General features: G+C 62.6%; 20 protein-coding genes and 1 pseudogene. 14 read left to right on the top strand and 7 right to left on the bottom strand.

Annotation, left to right across the window (positions count from 1 at the left end; all coding sequences use genetic code 11):
* The first annotated feature begins 24 nt into the window (after positions 1-24).
* From hemE to PQU95_RS07415, 7 genes are all read left to right on the top strand, one after another.
* Positions 25-1,086 carry a uroporphyrinogen decarboxylase gene (hemE, locus tag PQU95_RS07445; RefSeq protein ID WP_017508192.1) on the top strand — a complete coding sequence of 354 codons (1,062 nt, stop codon included), beginning with the start codon at positions 25-27 and terminating at the stop codon, positions 1,084-1,086.
* Positions 1,087-1,447: 361 nt separating this feature from the next.
* On the top strand, positions 1,448-3,622 hold the full coding sequence (locus PQU95_RS07440; RefSeq protein ID WP_272751398.1) for a primosomal protein N': 2,175 nt from the start codon (positions 1,448-1,450) through the stop codon (positions 3,620-3,622).
* Positions 3,623-4,999, top strand: coding sequence for a D-alanyl-D-alanine carboxypeptidase/D-alanyl-D-alanine endopeptidase (dacB, locus tag PQU95_RS07435; RefSeq protein WP_272751397.1), 1,377 nt, complete (start codon positions 3,623-3,625; stop codon positions 4,997-4,999).
* A 60-nt stretch (positions 5,000-5,059) separates the two neighbouring features.
* Entirely contained in the window at positions 5,060-5,317 is a 258-nt protein-coding gene (grxC, locus tag PQU95_RS07430; protein WP_272751396.1) for a glutaredoxin 3, read from the top strand.
* An 87-nt stretch (positions 5,318-5,404) separates the two neighbouring features.
* Complete coding sequence (gene secB, locus PQU95_RS07425; RefSeq protein WP_017508188.1) at positions 5,405-5,857, top strand: protein-export chaperone SecB; 453 nt, start codon at positions 5,405-5,407, stop codon at positions 5,855-5,857.
* 5 nt (positions 5,858-5,862) lie between these two features.
* Positions 5,863-6,306, top strand: a complete 444-nt coding sequence (locus tag PQU95_RS07420; RefSeq protein WP_272751395.1) for an SH3 domain-containing protein — start codon at positions 5,863-5,865, stop codon at positions 6,304-6,306.
* Between the two features lie 10 nt (positions 6,307-6,316).
* Positions 6,317-7,312, top strand: coding sequence for an NAD(P)H-dependent glycerol-3-phosphate dehydrogenase (locus tag PQU95_RS07415; RefSeq protein WP_017508186.1), 996 nt, complete (start codon positions 6,317-6,319; stop codon positions 7,310-7,312).
* Between the two features lie 101 nt (positions 7,313-7,413).
* Here the strand turns inward: PQU95_RS07415 and PQU95_RS07410 are convergent, their stop codons facing one another.
* From PQU95_RS07410 to aroQ, 7 genes and pseudogenes are all read right to left on the bottom strand, one after another.
* On the bottom strand, positions 7,414-7,968 hold the full coding sequence (locus PQU95_RS07410; RefSeq protein ID WP_272751394.1) for a redoxin family protein: 555 nt from the start codon (positions 7,966-7,968) through the stop codon (positions 7,414-7,416).
* 87 nt (positions 7,969-8,055) lie between these two features.
* Positions 8,056-9,078 carry a DUF3426 domain-containing protein gene (locus PQU95_RS07405; RefSeq protein ID WP_441374799.1) on the bottom strand — a complete coding sequence of 341 codons (1,023 nt, stop codon included), beginning with the start codon at positions 9,076-9,078 and terminating at the stop codon, positions 8,056-8,058.
* Between the two features lie 81 nt (positions 9,079-9,159).
* Positions 9,160-9,264 (bottom strand): annotated as a pseudogene (locus PQU95_RS18575) (MJ0042-type zinc finger domain-containing protein); the annotation flags it as partial.
* A gap of 3 nt (positions 9,265-9,267) precedes the next feature.
* On the bottom strand, positions 9,268-10,158 hold the full coding sequence (gene prmA / locus PQU95_RS07400) for a 50S ribosomal protein L11 methyltransferase (protein WP_227301493.1): 891 nt from the start codon (positions 10,156-10,158) through the stop codon (positions 9,268-9,270).
* Between the two features lie 4 nt (positions 10,159-10,162).
* Complete coding sequence (accC, locus tag PQU95_RS07395) at positions 10,163-11,518, bottom strand: acetyl-CoA carboxylase biotin carboxylase subunit (RefSeq protein ID WP_272751392.1); 1,356 nt, start codon at positions 11,516-11,518, stop codon at positions 10,163-10,165.
* 132 nt (positions 11,519-11,650) lie between these two features.
* The gene (gene accB / locus PQU95_RS07390) at positions 11,651-12,115 is read right to left on the bottom strand and encodes an acetyl-CoA carboxylase biotin carboxyl carrier protein (protein ID WP_272751391.1); all 465 of its coding nucleotides are present in this window, start codon (positions 12,113-12,115) and stop codon (positions 11,651-11,653) included.
* A gap of 27 nt (positions 12,116-12,142) precedes the next feature.
* Complete coding sequence (gene aroQ, locus PQU95_RS07385; RefSeq protein ID WP_272751389.1) at positions 12,143-12,592, bottom strand: type II 3-dehydroquinate dehydratase; 450 nt, start codon at positions 12,590-12,592, stop codon at positions 12,143-12,145.
* A gap of 288 nt (positions 12,593-12,880) precedes the next feature.
* Between aroQ and queA the strand changes: the two genes are divergently transcribed.
* Genes queA through PQU95_RS07350 form a run of 7 tightly spaced genes read left to right on the top strand, consistent with a single transcriptional unit; the run spans position 12,881 to position 17,160 of the window.
* A complete protein-coding gene (gene queA / locus PQU95_RS07380; RefSeq protein WP_272751388.1) occupies positions 12,881-13,906 on the top strand; it encodes a tRNA preQ1(34) S-adenosylmethionine ribosyltransferase-isomerase QueA in 1,026 nt (341 codons plus the stop codon).
* A gap of 4 nt (positions 13,907-13,910) precedes the next feature.
* Complete coding sequence (locus PQU95_RS07375; protein ID WP_272751387.1) at positions 13,911-14,282, top strand: gamma-butyrobetaine hydroxylase family protein; 372 nt, start codon at positions 13,911-13,913, stop codon at positions 14,280-14,282.
* A gap of 2 nt (positions 14,283-14,284) precedes the next feature.
* Positions 14,285-15,019 carry a bifunctional demethylmenaquinone methyltransferase/2-methoxy-6-polyprenyl-1,4-benzoquinol methylase UbiE gene (ubiE, locus tag PQU95_RS07370; RefSeq protein ID WP_017508177.1) on the top strand — a complete coding sequence of 245 codons (735 nt, stop codon included), beginning with the start codon at positions 14,285-14,287 and terminating at the stop codon, positions 15,017-15,019.
* Positions 15,019-15,576 (top strand): M15 family metallopeptidase, encoded by a 558-nt coding sequence (locus PQU95_RS07365; RefSeq protein WP_272751386.1) that lies wholly within the window; start codon positions 15,019-15,021, stop codon positions 15,574-15,576. Before ubiE ends, PQU95_RS07365 begins: the two co-directional genes overlap by 1 nt.
* Positions 15,573-16,247, top strand: coding sequence for a YiaD family glycine zipper/OmpA-like lipoprotein (locus PQU95_RS07360; protein ID WP_272751385.1), 675 nt, complete (start codon positions 15,573-15,575; stop codon positions 16,245-16,247). Before PQU95_RS07365 ends, PQU95_RS07360 begins: the two co-directional genes overlap by 4 nt.
* A 3-nt stretch (positions 16,248-16,250) precedes the next feature.
* Positions 16,251-16,577: a DMT family transporter gene (locus PQU95_RS07355; protein ID WP_272751384.1), complete on the top strand. Its 327-nt coding sequence runs from the start codon at positions 16,251-16,253 to the stop codon at positions 16,575-16,577.
* A gap of 1 nt (position 16,578) precedes the next feature.
* Positions 16,579-17,160, top strand: coding sequence for a ubiquinone biosynthesis accessory factor UbiJ (locus PQU95_RS07350; protein ID WP_272751383.1), 582 nt, complete (start codon positions 16,579-16,581; stop codon positions 17,158-17,160).
* Positions 17,161-17,167: the final 7 nt, after the last annotated feature.

The following is a 17,167-nucleotide window of genomic DNA, read 5'->3' as shown; positions in this document are numbered from 1 at the left end:
CTTATCAGACCCACTCAGGCCGACATGACACAGCTCAAGAATGACACCTTCCTGCGCGCGCTGCTGAAGCAGCCGGTTGACTACACCCCGATCTGGATGATGCGCCAGGCTGGCCGCTACCTGCCGGAATACCGCGCCACCCGTGCCAAGGCGGGCAGCTTCATGGGTCTGTGCACCAGCCCGGATTACGCTACCGAAGTCACCCTGCAGCCGCTGGAGCGTTTCCCGCTGGACGCGGCCATCCTGTTTTCCGACATTCTGACCGTGCCGGACGCGATGGGTCTGGGCCTGTACTTTGCCGAAGGCGAAGGCCCCAAGTTCGAACGCACCCTGCGCGACGAAGCCGCCATCCAGGCGCTGGAAGTGGCCCCGCTGGAAAAACTGCAGTATGTCTTTGACGCAGTCAGCAGCATCCGCCGCGCGCTGGATGGCCGTGTACCGCTGATCGGCTTTTCCGGCAGCCCGTTTACGCTGGCTTGCTACATGATCGAAGGCGGCGGTTCGGCCGACTTCCGCCACGTGAAAGCCATGCTGTACGCCCGCCCCGAGCTGCTGCACCGCATTCTGCAGATTACTGCACAGTCGGTAACCGCCTACCTGAACGCCCAGATTGCTGCCGGTGCGCAGGCAGTACAGATTTTTGATACCTGGGGTGGCGCGCTGAGCCACGCGGCGTACAAAGAGTTTTCGCTGGCCTATATGCAGCAGATCATCGCAGGCCTCACCCGCGAGGTAGATGGCCGCCGTGTGCCGGTGATCGTGTTCACCAAAGGCGGTGGCCAATGGCTGGAAACCATTGCCGGTATCGGTGCTGACTGTGTCGGGTTGGACTGGACTACCGACATTGGCCTGGCGCGCGCCCGCGTGGGCGAGCAGGTCGCGCTGCAGGGCAACTTCGACCCTAACGCGCTGTTTGGCAGCCCGGCATCGATCGAGGCCGAAGCAGGCCGTATCCTGGCAGCTTACGGCCACGGCAGTGGCCACGTGTTCAACCTGGGCCACGGCATTTCCCAGTTTGCCGACCCGGCGCACGCCGGTGCGTTGGTAGAGGCTGTACACCGCTTGTCGCGTCAGTACCACCAGTAACAGCACTGCATTTTGCCGGCGGCCATCGTATGATGCGGTGGCCGTTTTTTATTGTTGGCGCCGGTTTGCGCAAGGGGCTTGACAGCTACGTGCGGTGTTGTTCCTGTACTTATTCACACGGTCGATAAGTTTGTGCGCTTTCTGTCAAGGGCTCGCGATAAAAAAACAAGTCAAATCATAAGTAATTGAATTTAAAAGAAAAAATATTTAGATTAATTTTTGTGCAATCTAACGCCGAGGCCGGTTTGACGGCCTTGGCATGCACTCAACTACAGCTTGTGCACAAAGTTATCCACAGCATCTGTGCACAGCTTGGGCCAAGCCAATGCTGGCGTGGCCTGGTGGGGAAACAGGAGTTCATTTGACTGAGCGCGTGATACTGGGCGTGTGGCTGGATGTGCCGCTACGCGCCGCCTTCAGCTACCTGCACGACAGCCCGTTGCCGGATGGCACCCGGGTAAAAGTAGCCTTTGGCCCGCGCGAAATGTGTGGTGTTATCGACAACAGCATACCGCCACCCGCGGTGGCTACGGACAAACTCAAGCCCATTCTGGCCGTGCTGGACGAGCTGCCGCCATTGCCTGCCTTGCTGCTGGAACAGGTGCAATTTGCCGCCCGCTATTACCTGCACCCGGTGGGCCAGGCGTTGTTTACCGCCTTGCCCACCAGCCTGCGCGAAGCGCGGCCGGTCAGACAGGCGGACCATCATGTTTACCAGCTCAGTGCGCAAGGGCTGGCCCGGCCGCCGGCGGCGCGCAGTACCGTCAAGACACTGCTGTGGCAGGCCTTGCAACAGCCGCTCGGTCGCGAGGCCCTGCGCCAGCTGCACCCGCAAGCGGGCAGCTATCTGAAGGCCGGCCTGGCCAGTGGCGACATCACCGCGCTGCCGTGGCAGCCTGCCGCGCTGCGCGTAGAGGGGGCGCTGCCGCTGAACGCCCAGCAAGAAGCTGCGCGTAGCTCGGTGGCAGCGGCGCTGGGCAGCTTTGCTGCCTTCCTGCTGCACGGCATTACCGGCAGCGGCAAGACCGAGGTCTACCTGCAGCTGATTGCCCAGGTGTTGGCCGCAGGGCGCCAGGTGCTGGTGATCATCCCCGAAATCAACCTGACCCCGCAGCTGATCGACCGCTTTGCCCGGCGCTTTCCGGCTACCGGTATTGCCTGCCTGCACAGTGGCCTGTCCGATGGCGAGCGCTTGCAAGGCTGGCTGGATGCCTGGCAGGGCCGTGCCGGCATTGTCATCGGCACCCGCCTGGCGGTGTTTACCCCGCTGCCGCAGCTGGGTCTGGTGATAGTGGACGAAGAGCACGACGGCTCGTTCAAGCAGCACGACGGCCTGCGTTACCACGCGCGCGACCTGGCGGTATGGCGTGCACACCGCCAGCAGGTGCCTGTACTGCTGGGCAGTGCCACGCCCAGCCTGGAAACCGTGGCGAATGTGGAAGCCGGGCGCTATCGCAAGCTGGTATTGGACCAGCGTGCCCACGACGGTGCCAGCTTGCCGCAAATTGGCCTGCTGGATGTCAGACGGCAAAAGCTGGACGATGGCCTGGCGCCCGAGGTGATTGCGGCGCTGCGCCAGCGCCTGGCACGGCGCGAGATGAGCCTGGTGTTTATCAACCGCCGTGGCTACTCGCCGGTGCTGGCCTGCACCGATTGCGGCTGGACATCGGCCTGCCGCCATTGCAGCGCCCGCATGGTGCTGCACCTTAGCGCCCGCCAGCTGCGCTGCCATCACTGCGGTGCGCAGCAGCGCATCCCCGTACAGTGCCCGGACTGCGGCAACCCCGACATCAAGCCGCTGGGCGAGGGCACGCAAAGGCTGGAGGCGGCGCTGCAGCGCCTGCTGCCCGAAGCGCGCATCCTGCGCATCGACCGCGACAGCACCAGCACCAAGGCGGCGTGGGACAGTATTTACCAGCGCGTGCACAGTGGCCAGGTGGATATCCTGGTGGGCACGCAGATGCTGGCCAAGGGGCATGATTTCGGTGCGCTGTCGCTGGTGGTGGTACTGGGCAGCGACGGCGGTTTGTATTCGGCCGATTTCCGCGCCAGCGAGCGCCTGTTTGCACAGCTGATGCAGGTTGCCGGCCGCGCCGGCCGCGCCGGCGTACCCGGGCACGTGGTGATTCAGACCCAGTGGCCGGACCACCCGCTCTACCTGGCGCTGCAGCAGCACGATTTCGACGGCTTTGCCGCCAGCCAGCTGGCCGAGCGGCGCGAGGCTGGCTTTCCGCCCGCGGCCTACCAGATACTGCTGCGTGCCGACGCCCCCGCCTATGCCGACGCCGAGCAATTCTTGCAAGCTGTGCTGCAACAGCTGGGGGCGCCGCCGGACGGTATTACCGTGTTCGGCCCGGCGCCCGCGCTGATGGCGCGCCTGGCCGGGCGCGAGCGCGCCCAGCTCACGCTGGAATCCACCGCCCGCGCTGCCCTGCACGGCTGGCTGCGGGCAGAACTGCCCACGATCGAGGCCTTGGCCCGCAAGGCATCGCGCCAGCTGCGCTGGTCGCTGGATGTCGACCCACTGGAGCTCTGAGTGAAACGTACCCTGACCCTGTTATTACTTTGCGCGGCCAGCACACAGGCCGCCGTACCGGCTGGCTTTCGCGCCAATGAAGTGGCCATCTGGGCGGCGCCGGTAGAAAACGATAGCGTATTCGACGCCTGGCGTGCCGATACACCGGTCAACCCGGCATCCACCATGAAGCTGCTCACCAGCTGGGCCGCCCTGAACCGCCTGGGGCCGAACTACCGCTGGAAAACCGAATTCAAAAGTGATGCCCCGCTGGAAAACGGCGTGCTGCGCGGCGACTTGTACTGGGTTGGCCGCGGCGACCCGCGCCTGGATAGCCCGCGTCTGGCCGAAATGCTGCGCCAGCTGCGCCTGCGCGGCGTGCAGCGCATAGAAGGCAGCCTGCTGCTGGACAAGCGTGCCTACAGCAATATTGGCAGTGCCGATGGCTTTGCCGGCGACGCCGACCGGGTGTTTACCGTACCGCCCGATACCCATCTGCTGAACCTGAAAGTGGCCTGGCTGCGCTATGGCTTCGATGGTGGCAAACCGGCGGTGCAATTGGACCCGCCGCTGCCGCAATTTACCCTGGATAACCAGCTGCAGGCCGGTAGCGCCGCTAGCTGCGGCGACGTACGCCAGCACGTCAAGGTTGCGGTAGACGAGCGCACCATCCGTGTCAGCGGCAAGCTGCCGCAAGGCTGCGATGGTGCGGCCAACTACGTCAATGTGCTGGATATCAACAGCTTTGCCAGCCAGAGTTTCCGTGCGCTGTGGCGCGGGCTGGGCGGGGAAGGGCCGGCTGCCGTGGGGGTTGCCGCGGCACCGGCTGGCGCGCGCACCTTGCTGCAGCAGGAGTCTGACCCGCTCACCGATGTGTTGACCGATGTGAACAAGCACAGCAATAACACCATGGCCCGCAGCGTATTGCTGGCCCTGGGCATGGAGCAGCCGCAAAGCGGCAATACGCTGGACGATGCCGTCGCCCAGGTACGCGGCCTCTTGCAAAGCAAAGGGTTGGCCGCAGATACACTGGTACTGGAAAACGGCGCCGGCCTGTCGCGGCGGGAACGCATCAGTGCGCGCCTGCTAGGCGAGGTACTGCGCGATGCCGCGCGTGGCCCTTACGGCCCCGAGTTGGCCGCTACCCTGCCGCTGGCGGGCGAAGATGGCACCTTGCGCAAGCGCCTGGGCAGCTTTGCCGGCAGCCTGCGCATGAAAACCGGCACGCTGGACGACACCCGCGCGCTGGCTGGCTACTGGCAAGCGCCCAGCGGCCAGCGCCTGGTGATTGTGGCCGTGGTGAACTCGCCGCGCGCCAGCGAGCTGACGCCGGCGCTGGACGCCGCAGTGGGCGACGTGATCCGCCGTTACCAGGCCAGCTTGCTGCTGGCACCGTGAGCGGTAGCATCGTGCTACGGCACACGCTTATAATCGACCCAAACCTTACCGGATACCGCCATGAAACCCGTTACCATGTACACCACCGCAGTCTGCCCTTACTGCATTCGTGCCAAGCAGCTGCTGGCCAGCAAGGGCGTGAGCGATATCAATGAAATCCGCATCGACCTGGACCCGGCCGAGCGTGAAAAAATGATGAGCATCACCGGCCGCCGCACCGTGCCGCAAATCTTCGTTGGCGAAACCCACGTGGGTGGCTGCGATGACCTGGTGGCACTGAATGGTGCCGGCAAGCTGGACGTATTGCTGGCTGATTGATCTGTATCTCGTCGCTGTCATCTATTCATGCGATGATGACAGCTGATTCCAACCCCGCACCTGCCAGGTGCCATAGAGACGTAAAAAATGAGCGAACAACAAGAGCTGCAACCGGTTTTCTCCATCGAAAAAATCTACGTAAAAGATCTGTCGCTGGAAATCCCTAACGCCCCCGCCGTCTTCCTGGAACAGGAACAGCCAGAAATCGACATGCAGCTGGCCAATGGCGCACAGCAGCTGGAAGACGGTTTCTTTGAGTCGTCGCTGACCATCACCGTAACGGCCAAGCTGGGCGACAAAACCATGTTCCTGTGCGAAGTCAGCCAGGCAGGCATCTTCCAGATCCGCAACGTACCGGCGGAAGATATCGACCCGATCCTGGGTGTGGCTTGCCCGAACATCCTGTTCCCGTACGCCCGCGAAACCGTGTCCAACCTGGTTGGCCGCGCCGGCTTCCCGCCTGTGCTGCTGTCGCCGATCAACTTCGAAGCCCTGTACATGCAGCAGCGTGCAGAGCAGGCCGAAGCCGGTAACGCCTGAACCCCATGAAGCGACACCTTATTGTTGCTACTGCCGTACTGGCCTCGCTGGCCGGTACGGCTTTTGCACTGGAATTTCGCTCGGTAAAAGAAACCGGCGTAGCGCTGTACGACGCGCCCACCCTGTCGGCACAGAAACTGTTTGTGGTCAGCCGCTACTACCCGGTAGAAGTGCTGGCAGCACAAAAAGACTGGTCCCGCGTACGCGACGCCACCGGTGGCATAGCGTGGATACCGTCTGCCGCCCTGTCTACACGCCGCACCTTGCTGGTAACCAGCGACAGGCTGGCGGTACGCGAAAGCGCACAAGACAGCGCCCAGCTGCTGTTCTGGGCTGAAAAAGACCTGGTGCTGGATATGCAGGAAGCACCGCAAAGCAGCTGGGTCAAGGTCAAGCACCGTGACGGCAGCATCGGTTACGCCCGTATTAGCGGCCTGTGGGGCCTGTAAGAAAGCCGTGATGAAGATTACCGTTCTTGGTGCGGGTGCCTGGGGTACGGCGCTGGCACTGGCTTTTAGCCGCCAGCACCACGTTACCCTGTGGGGGCGCGATGCGGCGCAAATGATAGACATGCAGGCCAACCGCCTGAATCGCCGCTATCTGCCCGAATGCCCGTTCCCGGATAACCTGCACCTGTCGGCAGACTTGTCCGAAGCCGTGATGGGGGTGGAGCTGGTATTGGTGGTCACGCCGATTGCCGGCCTGCGCCCCAGCCTGAAAGAACTGGCTCGCCTGAAAGTGGATGCGCCCATCCTGTGGGCGTGCAAGGGCTTCGAGGCGGGCTCCAGCCTGCTGCCACACCAGGTGGTAGCCGAGGAGTTTCCGCGCCTGAAAACCGTCGGCGTGTTGTCTGGCCCCAGCTTTGCCAAGGAAGTGGCACTGGGTTTGCCGGCAGCCGTCACGCTGGCCTCGGAAAACTACGCCTTTGCCCGCGATTTTGCCCGCGAGCTGCACAGCCCCTTGCTGCGCATCTATGCCAACGATGATCTGGTCGGCGTAGAGGTAGGGGGCGCTGTGAAAAACGTGATGGCGATCGCCACCGGCGTAGCCGATGGCCTGGGCTTTGGCATGAATGCCCGCGCTGCGCTGATTACCCGCGGCCTGGCCGAAATCACCCGCCTGGCGGTAGCCTTGGGCGGTAGCCAGCAAAGCATGCTGGGTTTGTCCGGCGTGGGCGATTTGTTGCTGACCTGCACCGGTGCGCTATCGCGTAACCGTCAGGTAGGCCTGAAGCTGGCCGAGGGCAAGTCGCTGGACACCATTCTGGCCGAGCTGGGCCACGTGGCCGAAGGCGTGCCTACCGCCCGCGAAGTGCTGCGCATGGCCGAGCGGCTGGAGGTGGATATGCCGATTACTGCCGCGGTATGCGAGCTTTTGTATCACCAGGCCAAGCCACAGAGCGTGGTTGAGCGCTTGCTAGGTCGCACGCCCAAGCCGGAGTTCGGCACGCCCTGAACAAGGTTGGCCGCAGCCGCCTGTCCGCAGAACCCCTTTCATGGTGAAAGGGGTTTGTTTTTATCGGCGGTATGGTACGTGGCGTACCGCGCTCTGCCAGCTTAATCGCCTTCGGCAGGGGCGTCCGGCGGCGCAGGGGAAAACACGATAGCCAGCTTTTCGCGCAGGCTGGCCAGATCGAACTCGTGTTCGTCAGCGTCCAGCCGCTGGGCAAAATGGATGGTGTCCTGCTCATCCGCCAGCCACAACGCCGGGCAGGTGACGCCTGCCAGCGGAATATCCTGCAGTAGCACGCCGAAGTGTTTGTGAAAGTCGCGCCCGCGTAGGGTGGACAGCAACACTACCTGTGGCAGGCCGTGCTCGCGCCGCGCACGCTGCAGGCTGAAGGGGGAGTCGACGGTAACCACAATGAACTGCAGCAGGGGCCAGGCTTCCAGTGCCCGGCGCAGGTCTTGCAGCAGGGTGATGCCTGCCGATTCCGCATCAATGGATAGCAGCGTCACCACCAGTTTGACGCGGCCAAGGTAGCGTTCCAGCGAGACATCGCGCAGCTGCTCGTCTACCAGCATGAAGCTGGGCAATGTCTGCCCGGCTTCCGGGAAGTTGCCGCCCACTTCCAGCGTTTCTTCTTTATAGATAAAAGGGTGCAATGCCATCGAATCCTCCCGGCTTTTTACTATCGTGGCTTATCCGGGCAGAATTTCAAGCTGGTATTGCCAGGCGAGAGCCTGGCACCGGGGCCGTCAGGGGTAGTAAAAGTGCAGGCTGTAGCCCAGCGCCTTACCCTGGGTCATCTCCATGCGCAGCTGCAGCTTGAGTTCGCTATTGCCGTTGAACTGGCCAAGTTTGAGCTCGCTGGCAGGCACATAGTCTTCCGGGCGGAAAGCTTTGCGCGCTACCACCTTGTCTTCGGCATCCTTCAGCGTCAGCTCCATTACCGGGAAGGCTTGCGGATAGTTGGCCATGTTTTTCAGCGTGGCATTCAGCTGGATCAGGTGATCGTTCTGCGGCACAAACGACAGCTCCGACCATTCGGTACGGATCAGCTGGCGGTCGGTGGGCAGCGGCACGCGGCAACCCAGGCTGGCGCAGAGCGCTTCAAACGCCGGGCGTAGCTCGGGCGCTTCCGCGCTGATGCGGGTACGGTTAAAGAAGGCAATCTGCCCTAGCAATGCCAAGCCTAAAACCAGCACAATCAGGCTTTGTACGGTGGTTTTCAGTGCACTGCTGTTGGCCTCAGGCGCTTCCGGTGCGGTTTCGTCCGGCTCGGGCAGTGCTGTGTCGGCTGGCGGGGCGCTGAAAACCGGCTCCGTGCGTGGCTGTATAAGCGGGGCAGGGCTTGGCGCTAGCGGTTCGTCCGCTTCTGCCGGCTCAGGCTCGGGCTCGTTCTGGTAGGCAGACAGCTTTTTATTGCTGGCAGGGCTACGCAGGGCTTCTGCCAGCGCTTGCTGGAATGCCGCGATTTCCTGCCGATTGGCCTCGGCCTCGGCAGCCGCTGCGCGGAAATCCGGCGCAATTGCCGGTTCGGCGGGCTTGGGCGCGGCCTGGCTTAGCTCTGCCGCAACGCGCTGCTTGTCCAGCAGGTCGAAATCCGGCAGGTCGAAATCTTCGTCTTGAATGGGGGTGTCTGGCCGCGCCGGTAACGGCTCGCGGCTGGGCGGGGCTGTCCTTGCCGGGGCGGGCTGGAAGTCGGGCAGCTCCAGCTCGAAATCATCGTCCAGGCTATCCGGCGCGGGCATACCGGCAGCCATGGCTGGCTGTGACATCACGGGTGGTGCCGGCGGTACCGGCGGTGCCAAAGGCACCTCCGGTACAAGGGCTTCCAGATGGCTGGGTGCATGAAAAACATGGCTGCAGCGCCCGCAGCGTACCATACCGCCAGCGAGGGCGAGATGGGCGTCAGAGACTTTGAATTTGGTCTGGCAGCTGGGGCACTGTGTGGTTTGGCTCATGTTTTACGGGCGTTTGGTTCCGGATAGTCGGGTCCAGCCCTCGTCGAACACGGCAGCGTCCATATCGAACCATTTGGCGTAAATGGCGGACAGCTCTTCGGCCTGCTCGGCAAGAATGCCGGAAAGCACGATTTTACCACCGGTTTTCACGTGGCTAGCCAGCAATTCGCCCAGCATGCGCAGCGGGTTGGCCAGAATGTTGGCCACGACAACGTCGTACTCGCCGGGCAGCAGGGTGTCAGGCAGGCCAAAGTCGGCGCTGACGCTGTTTTGCTGTGCATTGTCGATACTGGAGCGCACGGCTTGGGCATCGATATCGATACCACGCGTGGCGCCGGCACCCAGTTTCAGCGCGGCAATAGCCAGAATACCGGAGCCGCAACCGTAATCCAGTACGGTTTCGCCGCCCTGTATTTGCTGATCCAGCCATTGCAGGCACAGACGGGTAGTCGGGTGGCTACCGGTACCAAAGGCCAGGCCCGGGTCCAGCTGCAGGTTGATGGCAGCCGGGTCCGGCGAGGTGTGCCAGGTGGGGGTAATCCACAGGCGGTCGGAGATGCGGATCGGGTCGAACTGGCTTTGTGTCAGGCGTACCCAATCTTGCTCTTCTACCCGCGATACCGTGTAGCTGGGCACATCGATGTGGCACTGGTTGGCCGCAGCGGTCACCAGCAGCGCCACATCGGCGTCTTCGGCAAACAGGCTGTTGATCAGGCTGTGGCTCCACAGCTGGTCTACCGGCTCGCCGGGTTCGCCAAAAATCGGCTGCTCGTCATCGGTACCCGCCAGCGCATCTTCGATGGTGGCGGACAGGGCGCCAACGTCCATCAGGACGTCGGCCAGTTTCTCGGCCACAGCCGAGTCAGCGTGAATGGTGGCTTGCAGCCATGCCATGGAATTAACTGCCTTTCTTCAGCTGCGCCAGGCGCTCTTCCAGATAATGGATGCTGGTGCCGCCCTGACGGAAGGCATTGTCCATGAAGAGTTCCTGATGCAGCGGGATATTGGTTTTGATGCCGGTGATGGCCATTTCGGACAGGGCAACGCGCATGCGCGCCATGGCCTGTTCGCGGGTATCACCATAAGAGATCAGTTTACCAATCATCGAGTCGTAGTGGGGCGGAACCGTGTAGCCCTGGTAGATGTGCGAGTCGATGCGGATACCCGGGCCACCGGCCGGGTGGTAGCTTTCGATCTTGCCTGGCGACGGGATGAAGGTGAACGGGTCTTCCGCGTTGATGCGGCATTCCATCGCGTGGCCCTTGAACACGATCTGCTCCTGGGTGAAGCGCAGCTTCTCGCCAAAGGCAATGCGGATCTGCTCTTGTACGATATCGATGCCGGTGATCAGCTCGGAAACCGGGTGTTCTACCTGTACGCGGGTGTTCATCTCGATGAAGTAGAACTCGCCGTTTTCGTACAGGAACTCAAAGGTACCGGCGCCACGGTAGCCGATGCGGCGGCAGGCTTCGGCGCAAGCTTCGCCAATGCGCTGGCGCTGTTCGGCGGTAATGCCCGGTGCCGGTGCTTCTTCGATGATCTTCTGGTGGCGGCGCTGCATCGAGCAGTCGCGTTCGCCCAGGTACACGGCGTTGCCGTGCTGGTCGGCCAGGATCTGGATTTCGATGTGGCGCGGCTGCTCCAGGAATTTTTCCATGTACACGGTGGGGTTGCCAAAGGCAGCGCCTGCTTCGGTACGGGTCATGTTCACCGAGTTGATCAGCGCGGCTTCGGTATGTACCACGCGCATGCCGCGGCCACCACCACCGCCAGCGGCCTTGATGATTACCGGGAAGCCGATCTTGCGGGCAATCTTGGTGATTTCTACCGGGTCATCCGGCAGCGCACCGGCTACGCCCGGAACGGTCGGCACGCCAGCGTCGATCATGGCCTGCTTGGCCGATACCTTGTCGCCCATCTGGCGGATGGTTTCCGGGCGCGGCCCGATGAAGGCAAAGCCGGACTGTTCCACGCGTTCGGCAAAGTCGGCGTTCTCGGACAGGAAGCCGTAGCCCGGGTGAATCGCCTGGGCGTCGGTGACTTCGGCGGCGGCGATCAGGGCGGGTACGTTCAGGTAGCTCAGGGTGGACGACGCGGGCCCGATGCAGACCGACTCGTCGGCCAGCTTCACGTATTTTGCCTCGCGATCGGCTTCGGAATGCACTACTACCGTTTTAATACCCATTTCGCGGCAGGCGCGCTGGATACGCAGGGCAATTTCACCGCGGTTAGCGATCAGGATCTTTTCAAACATGTCGGTTTCTCCGCAGCCCGGATGCCGTTGGGCGGGCATCGGGCTCGGGCTGTTGGCAGCCCTTCAATTCACGCGAAAACGACAGGGCACGCTGGCGTGCCCTGTCATTTGAAATTCACGGCAGATCGCTGCTTATTCGATGATGAACAGCGGCTCGCCAAATTCTACTGGCTGGCCTTCTTCGATCAGGACAGCTTTCACCACCCCGCTGCGCTCGGCTTCGATTTCGTTCATCAGCTTCATCGCTTCGATGATGCACAGGGTGTCGCCTACATTGACTTGCTGGCCGACTTCTACAAACGGCTTGGAGCCTGGGCTCGGGCGGCGATAGAAGGTACCCACCATCGGGGATTTCACCGCGTTGGCGTTGTCGGCAGCGGCTACCGGTGCGGGGGCGGCTGGGGCGGCAGCTACCGGGGCGGCTGCCGGCGCAGCCTGCTGCGGCAGGTGTACTTGCATGGGTTGTGCGAAGTTGACCGCCGCATTGGCGGATACGCGGGTGATGCGGACTTTTTCTTCGCCCTCGGTCACTTCGAGTTCAGCAATGCCGGATTCCTCGACGAGATCGATCAGCTTTTTCAGTTTGCGCAGGTCCATGGTCTTCCTTCGGATAGTATTCGGGTGTTATGCCGGCAGGCTCATACGCTTGATCGCGTGGGCCAGTGCCAGGGCGTAGCCATCAGCGCCCAGGCCGCAAATCACGCCTACCGCCAGATCCGAAAAATACGAATGGTGGCGGAAAGGCTCGCGGGCGTGGACGTTGGATAAGTGGACTTCAATGAATGGCACCTTGACGCCAGCCAGTGCATCGCGAATGGCAACACTGGTATGGGTAAACGCCGCCGGATTGATGATGACAAAAGCCGTGCCGTCGGTAAGGCAAGCATGGATACGGTCAATCAGCAGGTGCTCGGCGTTGCTTTGCAGAACATCCAGCTCGAAACCGGCATCGCTGGCTTGCGTACGCAGGCGCTGGTTGATGTCGTCCAGGGTGTCCCGGCCGTAGTGCTGTGGCTCGCGCAGTCCGAGTAGGTTCAGATTGGGGCCGTGCAGCACGAGGATTTTTCGGGTCAAGGTGTCAGTCCCTGTTTTGATATGGGCGCGAGTTTGCCGCAATTGTCAGCAAGATGTCCAGCAATTGCCGCATTTCAAACGTGTGTTTAAGTTGCGAACGTGTTGGAAAAATGCTGCGCTTTCGAGTGAAAACACTAACAAATCGGCACATTGTAAGCAGCCGGTAAACTTTAGCGAGCTGCAATAAAACGCTTGTTGATCTGGCACAAGCAGAAGGTGTGCCGGGAACGCTGCCACGGGATGGCGCTCGAAAGGTATAATCGCCACGTTTTCCAAAAGATACCCGCCATGCACGTTTCCGACTTTGACTACCACCTTCCCGAAAACCTGATCGCGCAGCACCCCCCTGCGGTGCGCGGTGCCAGCCGCTTGTTGCTGGTCAACGGCAGTACGCTGGCTGATGCGCAGTTTGCCGCGTTTGCCGATGCCTTGCAGGCCGGAGACGTGATGGTGTTTAACGATACCCGCGTGATCAAAGCGCGCCTGTTTGGCGAAAAAGCCAGCGGCGGCAAGATCGAGGCGCTGGTAGAGCGCGTGCTGGACGAGCACCACGTGCTGGCCCACGTGCGCGCCAGCAAGTCGCCCAAGCCGGGTACGCGGCTGATTTTTGCCGAGCGCTGGCAGGCCGAGATGGTCGAGCGCGTCGGCGAGCTGTTCCGCCTGCGCTTTCTGGATGCGGCCAACGTATTCGATATTCTGGATGCCTCCGGCAAGCTGCCGCTGCCACCGTATATCGAGCGCGATACCGACGGCGACGACGACGAGCGTTACCAGACCGTGTATGCACGGGAAAAGGGCGCGGTGGCCGCGCCGACTGCCGGCCTGCACTTTACCGACGACATGCTGCAGCAGTTGGCCGCAAAAGGCGTAAAACTGTGCAATGTGACGCTGCATGTGGGTGCCGGCACCTTCCAGCCGGTGCGGGTGGACAATATTGCCGACCACAAAATGCACAGCGAGATCTACGATATCCCGCAGGCCACGGTAGATGCCATCAACACTGCGCATGCCGCCGGTCGCCAGGTGCTGGCCGTGGGGACTACCAGCATGCGTGCGCTGGAATCCGCCGCCCGTGGCGACGGCGTGTTGAAAGCGGGCCGTGGCGAGACCGATATCTTTATCACGCCGGGCTACCGTTTTAATGTGGTGGACAAGCTGCTGACCAACTTCCACCTGCCCAAATCCACGCTGCTGATGCTGGTGTCGGCTTTTGCCGGTTACACCGAGATGCGTGCCGCCTACGCGCACGCTGTAGCGCAGGAATACCGTTTCTTCAGCTATGGCGATGCCATGCTGCTGACCCGCAAGGACTAAGCCCATGAGCGGATTGACTCACGATAGCGCCAGCCCGCAGGACGTGATCCTGCACGCCGTATCGCGCCAGCTGGAAATCAGCTTTGACGACGGTGCCCGTTTCCGGCTGCCGGCCGAATACCTGCGCGTGCACTCGCCCTCGGCCGAGGTGCGCGGGCATGGTGTAGGCAACGCGGTACTGCAAACCGGCAAGCTGCACGTGGCCATTACCGGCCTGGAGCCGGTAGGCCACTACGCGCTGAAAATTGTTTTTGACGACGGCCACGACAGCGGCCTGTATAGCTGGGCCTACCTATACGAGCTGGGCGTGAAGCACGACCAGTACTGGCAGGATTATCTGAATCGCCTCGCCGCCGCAGGCGCGAGCAGGGAGTAAGCATGGACAACCAGACGCATTTTGGTTTTAAAACCGTCGATGAAAGCGAAAAGGCGGGCAAGGTGGCCGAGGTATTCCACTCGGTAGCGCAAAAGTACGACGTGATGAACGACCTGATGTCGGGCGGCCTGCACCGCGTGTGGAAGCACTTCACCCTCACCACGTCCGGCGTGCGTGCCGGCGACAAGGTGCTGGACATCGCCGGTGGTACCGGCGACCTGGCGCGTGGCTGGGCCAAGCGCGTAGGCAAGAGCGGCGAAGTGTGGCTTACCGACATCAACAGCTCGATGCTGACCGTGGGCCGCGACCGCCTGCTGGACGAGGGCATGATCCTGCCGGTGTCGCTGGCCGACGCCGAAAAGCTGCCGTTCCCCGATAACTACTTCAATGCCGTGTCGGTGGCCTTCGGCCTGCGCAACATGACGCACAAGGATGCCGCGCTGAAAGAAATGTTCCGTGTGCTGAAGCCGGGTGGCAAGCTGTTTGTGCTGGAGTTTTCCAAGGTCTGGAAGCCGCTGTCGCCGCTCTACGATTTCTACTCGTTCAAGGCGCTGCCGGTGATGGGCAAGCTGGTGGCCAATGACGCCGACAGCTACCAGTACCTGGCCGAGTCCATCCGCATGCACCCCGATCAGGAAACCCTGAAGCAGATGATGCTGGACGCCGGTTTTGGCCGCGTCGATTACCACAATATGACTGGCGGCGTGGTGGCACTGCATAAAGGCATCAAGTTCTGATGGATGCCAGCCTCGCCGTGCGGCTGGCCGAGCTGGGCATTAGCCCGGCAAGGTTGGCCGCACGCGGCCTGCAGCCTTACGCCGAGGCTGATGCGGCTAGCCTGGTGCTGGCCGACATGAACGACGCCGGCCGCGAGTTCCACCTGCTGCCCGGTGCCGCCACCGCGTGGCAGGCCATGCGCGATGCCGCCGCCGCCGACGGCGTGACGCTGTTTCTGGTGTCCGCATTCCGCAGTGTGGCGCGGCAGTACGAGATCGTGGCCGCCAAACTGGCGCGCGGCCAGTGCCTGGACACCATTCTGGCCGTTAGCGCCGCCCCCGGCTTCAGCGAGCACCATACCGGCCGTGCCATCGATATCGGCACGCCGGGTTCGCCGGTGCTGGAAGAACATTTTGAAACCACCCCGGCTTTTGCCTGGCTGCAGCAGCATGCGGCCAACCATGGCTTTGCCATGAGCTTTGACCGGAACAACGCCAGCGGCTACCTGTACGAGCCCTGGCACTGGTGCTGGCAGGATCCTGCCGCCCAGCCCACATCGAAAGGACTTACCGCATGAAACACCTCTCCAAACTCGGCATCGTGACCGTGGTTTCCGCTGCCCTGCTGGCCAGCGGTTGCGCCTCGGTAGACCTGGACCAGTACACCAATACCCAGAAGGGTGCCGTGCTGGGCACCATCGGTGGCGCCGTACTCGGCGCAGCGGTGGCCGGCAAGGGTAACCGCAACAAGGGTGCCGTGATCGGCGCCATCGGCGGCGGCCTGGCCGGTGCCGGCGTGGGCGCGTACATGGACAAGCAGGCACAGGACTTCGAAAAACAGCTGGCGCCGCAAATCCAGTCTGGCGCCATCGAGCTGAAGAAAAACGCCGACCACAGCCTGACCGTGACCATGACCTCGGCCACCGCGTTTGACACCAACTCGGCCAGCCTGAAACAAGCCTTCCTGCCGACGCTGACCACCATCGGCAGCATCGTCAAGCGCTACGGCAAGACCACGCTGGATATCGAAGGCCACACCGACGCCAGCGGTAACGACAAGATCAACCAGCCGTTGTCCGAACAGCGCGCTGCAGCGGTGCAAAGCCAGCTGGCCAGCCTGGGTGTACAGCCGGAGCGCATGAGCGCCGCCGGTTACGGCGCCAGCCGCCCGCGTGGCGACAACAAGACCGAAGCCGGCAAACAGCTGAACCGCCGCGTGGAAATCCAGATCGTGCCGGTGGTGCAGTAAGGCATGAACGCCTGGCTGATGCTGGCCGCGGCGATTGCGGCGGAGATCGCTGCCACCTCGTCGCTGAAGCTGGCGGCCGGCTTTACCCGGCCGCTGCCCTCGCTGGTGGTGGTGGCCGGCTACGTGCTGGCGTTCTGGCTGCTGTCGCAGGTAGTGCAGCGGCTGGACCTGGGCGTGGTATACGCCATCTGGTGCGGTGTCGGCATGGCGGTAGTAGCGGCCGTGGGCGTGTTTTTCTACGGCGAGGGCATGCCGCCGCTGAAGCTGGCCGGCATTGTGGCCATCATCATTGGTACCGTTTTATTGAGTCTGGCCAGCAAGGGGCATTGATATGGGCTTGCGTATTGCCGCATTGAATCATCTGTTGAACCAGCACCCGGCGGTGCGTGCCGAGCTGGCCCAGCATGCCGGGCGCCGCATTGGCATCAGCCTGCCGCCGTTCGACCTGGCGGGTGTGGTCACCAGCGATGGTTGGCTGGCCGCCTGCGAAGGCGAGCCGGAAGCGCGCCTGCGCCTGAAGCACGGCGTGGCGCTGGCGCAGCTGTCCGGCCAGGAGCCTGCCATGGGCGACATCGTGCTGGAAGGCGACACCGAGCTGGCGGCCAACGTTGGCCGCATCGTGCGCCAGCTGCAGTGGGACGCCACCGAAGACCTGTCGCGCGTGGTGGGCGACGTGGCGGCGCACCGCGTGCAAGGCTGGGTGCGCGGCCTGTTCGGCATCAAGGGCGAGATTGGTGGCCGCTTGCTGGAAACCTGGGTCGAGCATCTGCGCGAAGAAGCGCCGCTGCTGGCCAAAAAAACCGACGTCGAGGCTTTTGTCAGCGCGGTGGACACGCTGCGCGAAGACGCCGACCGCCTGCAAAAACACCTGACGCTGCTGGAAGCGCGTGCGGCCAACCTTCGCCAACCATAACAATAAA

The sequence above is a fragment of the Vogesella aquatica genome, assembly GCF_028548455.1.
GTDB lineage: Bacteria > Pseudomonadota > Gammaproteobacteria > Burkholderiales > Chromobacteriaceae > Vogesella > Vogesella aquatica.
This window is presented reverse-complemented; position numbering and strand designations above follow the sequence as displayed.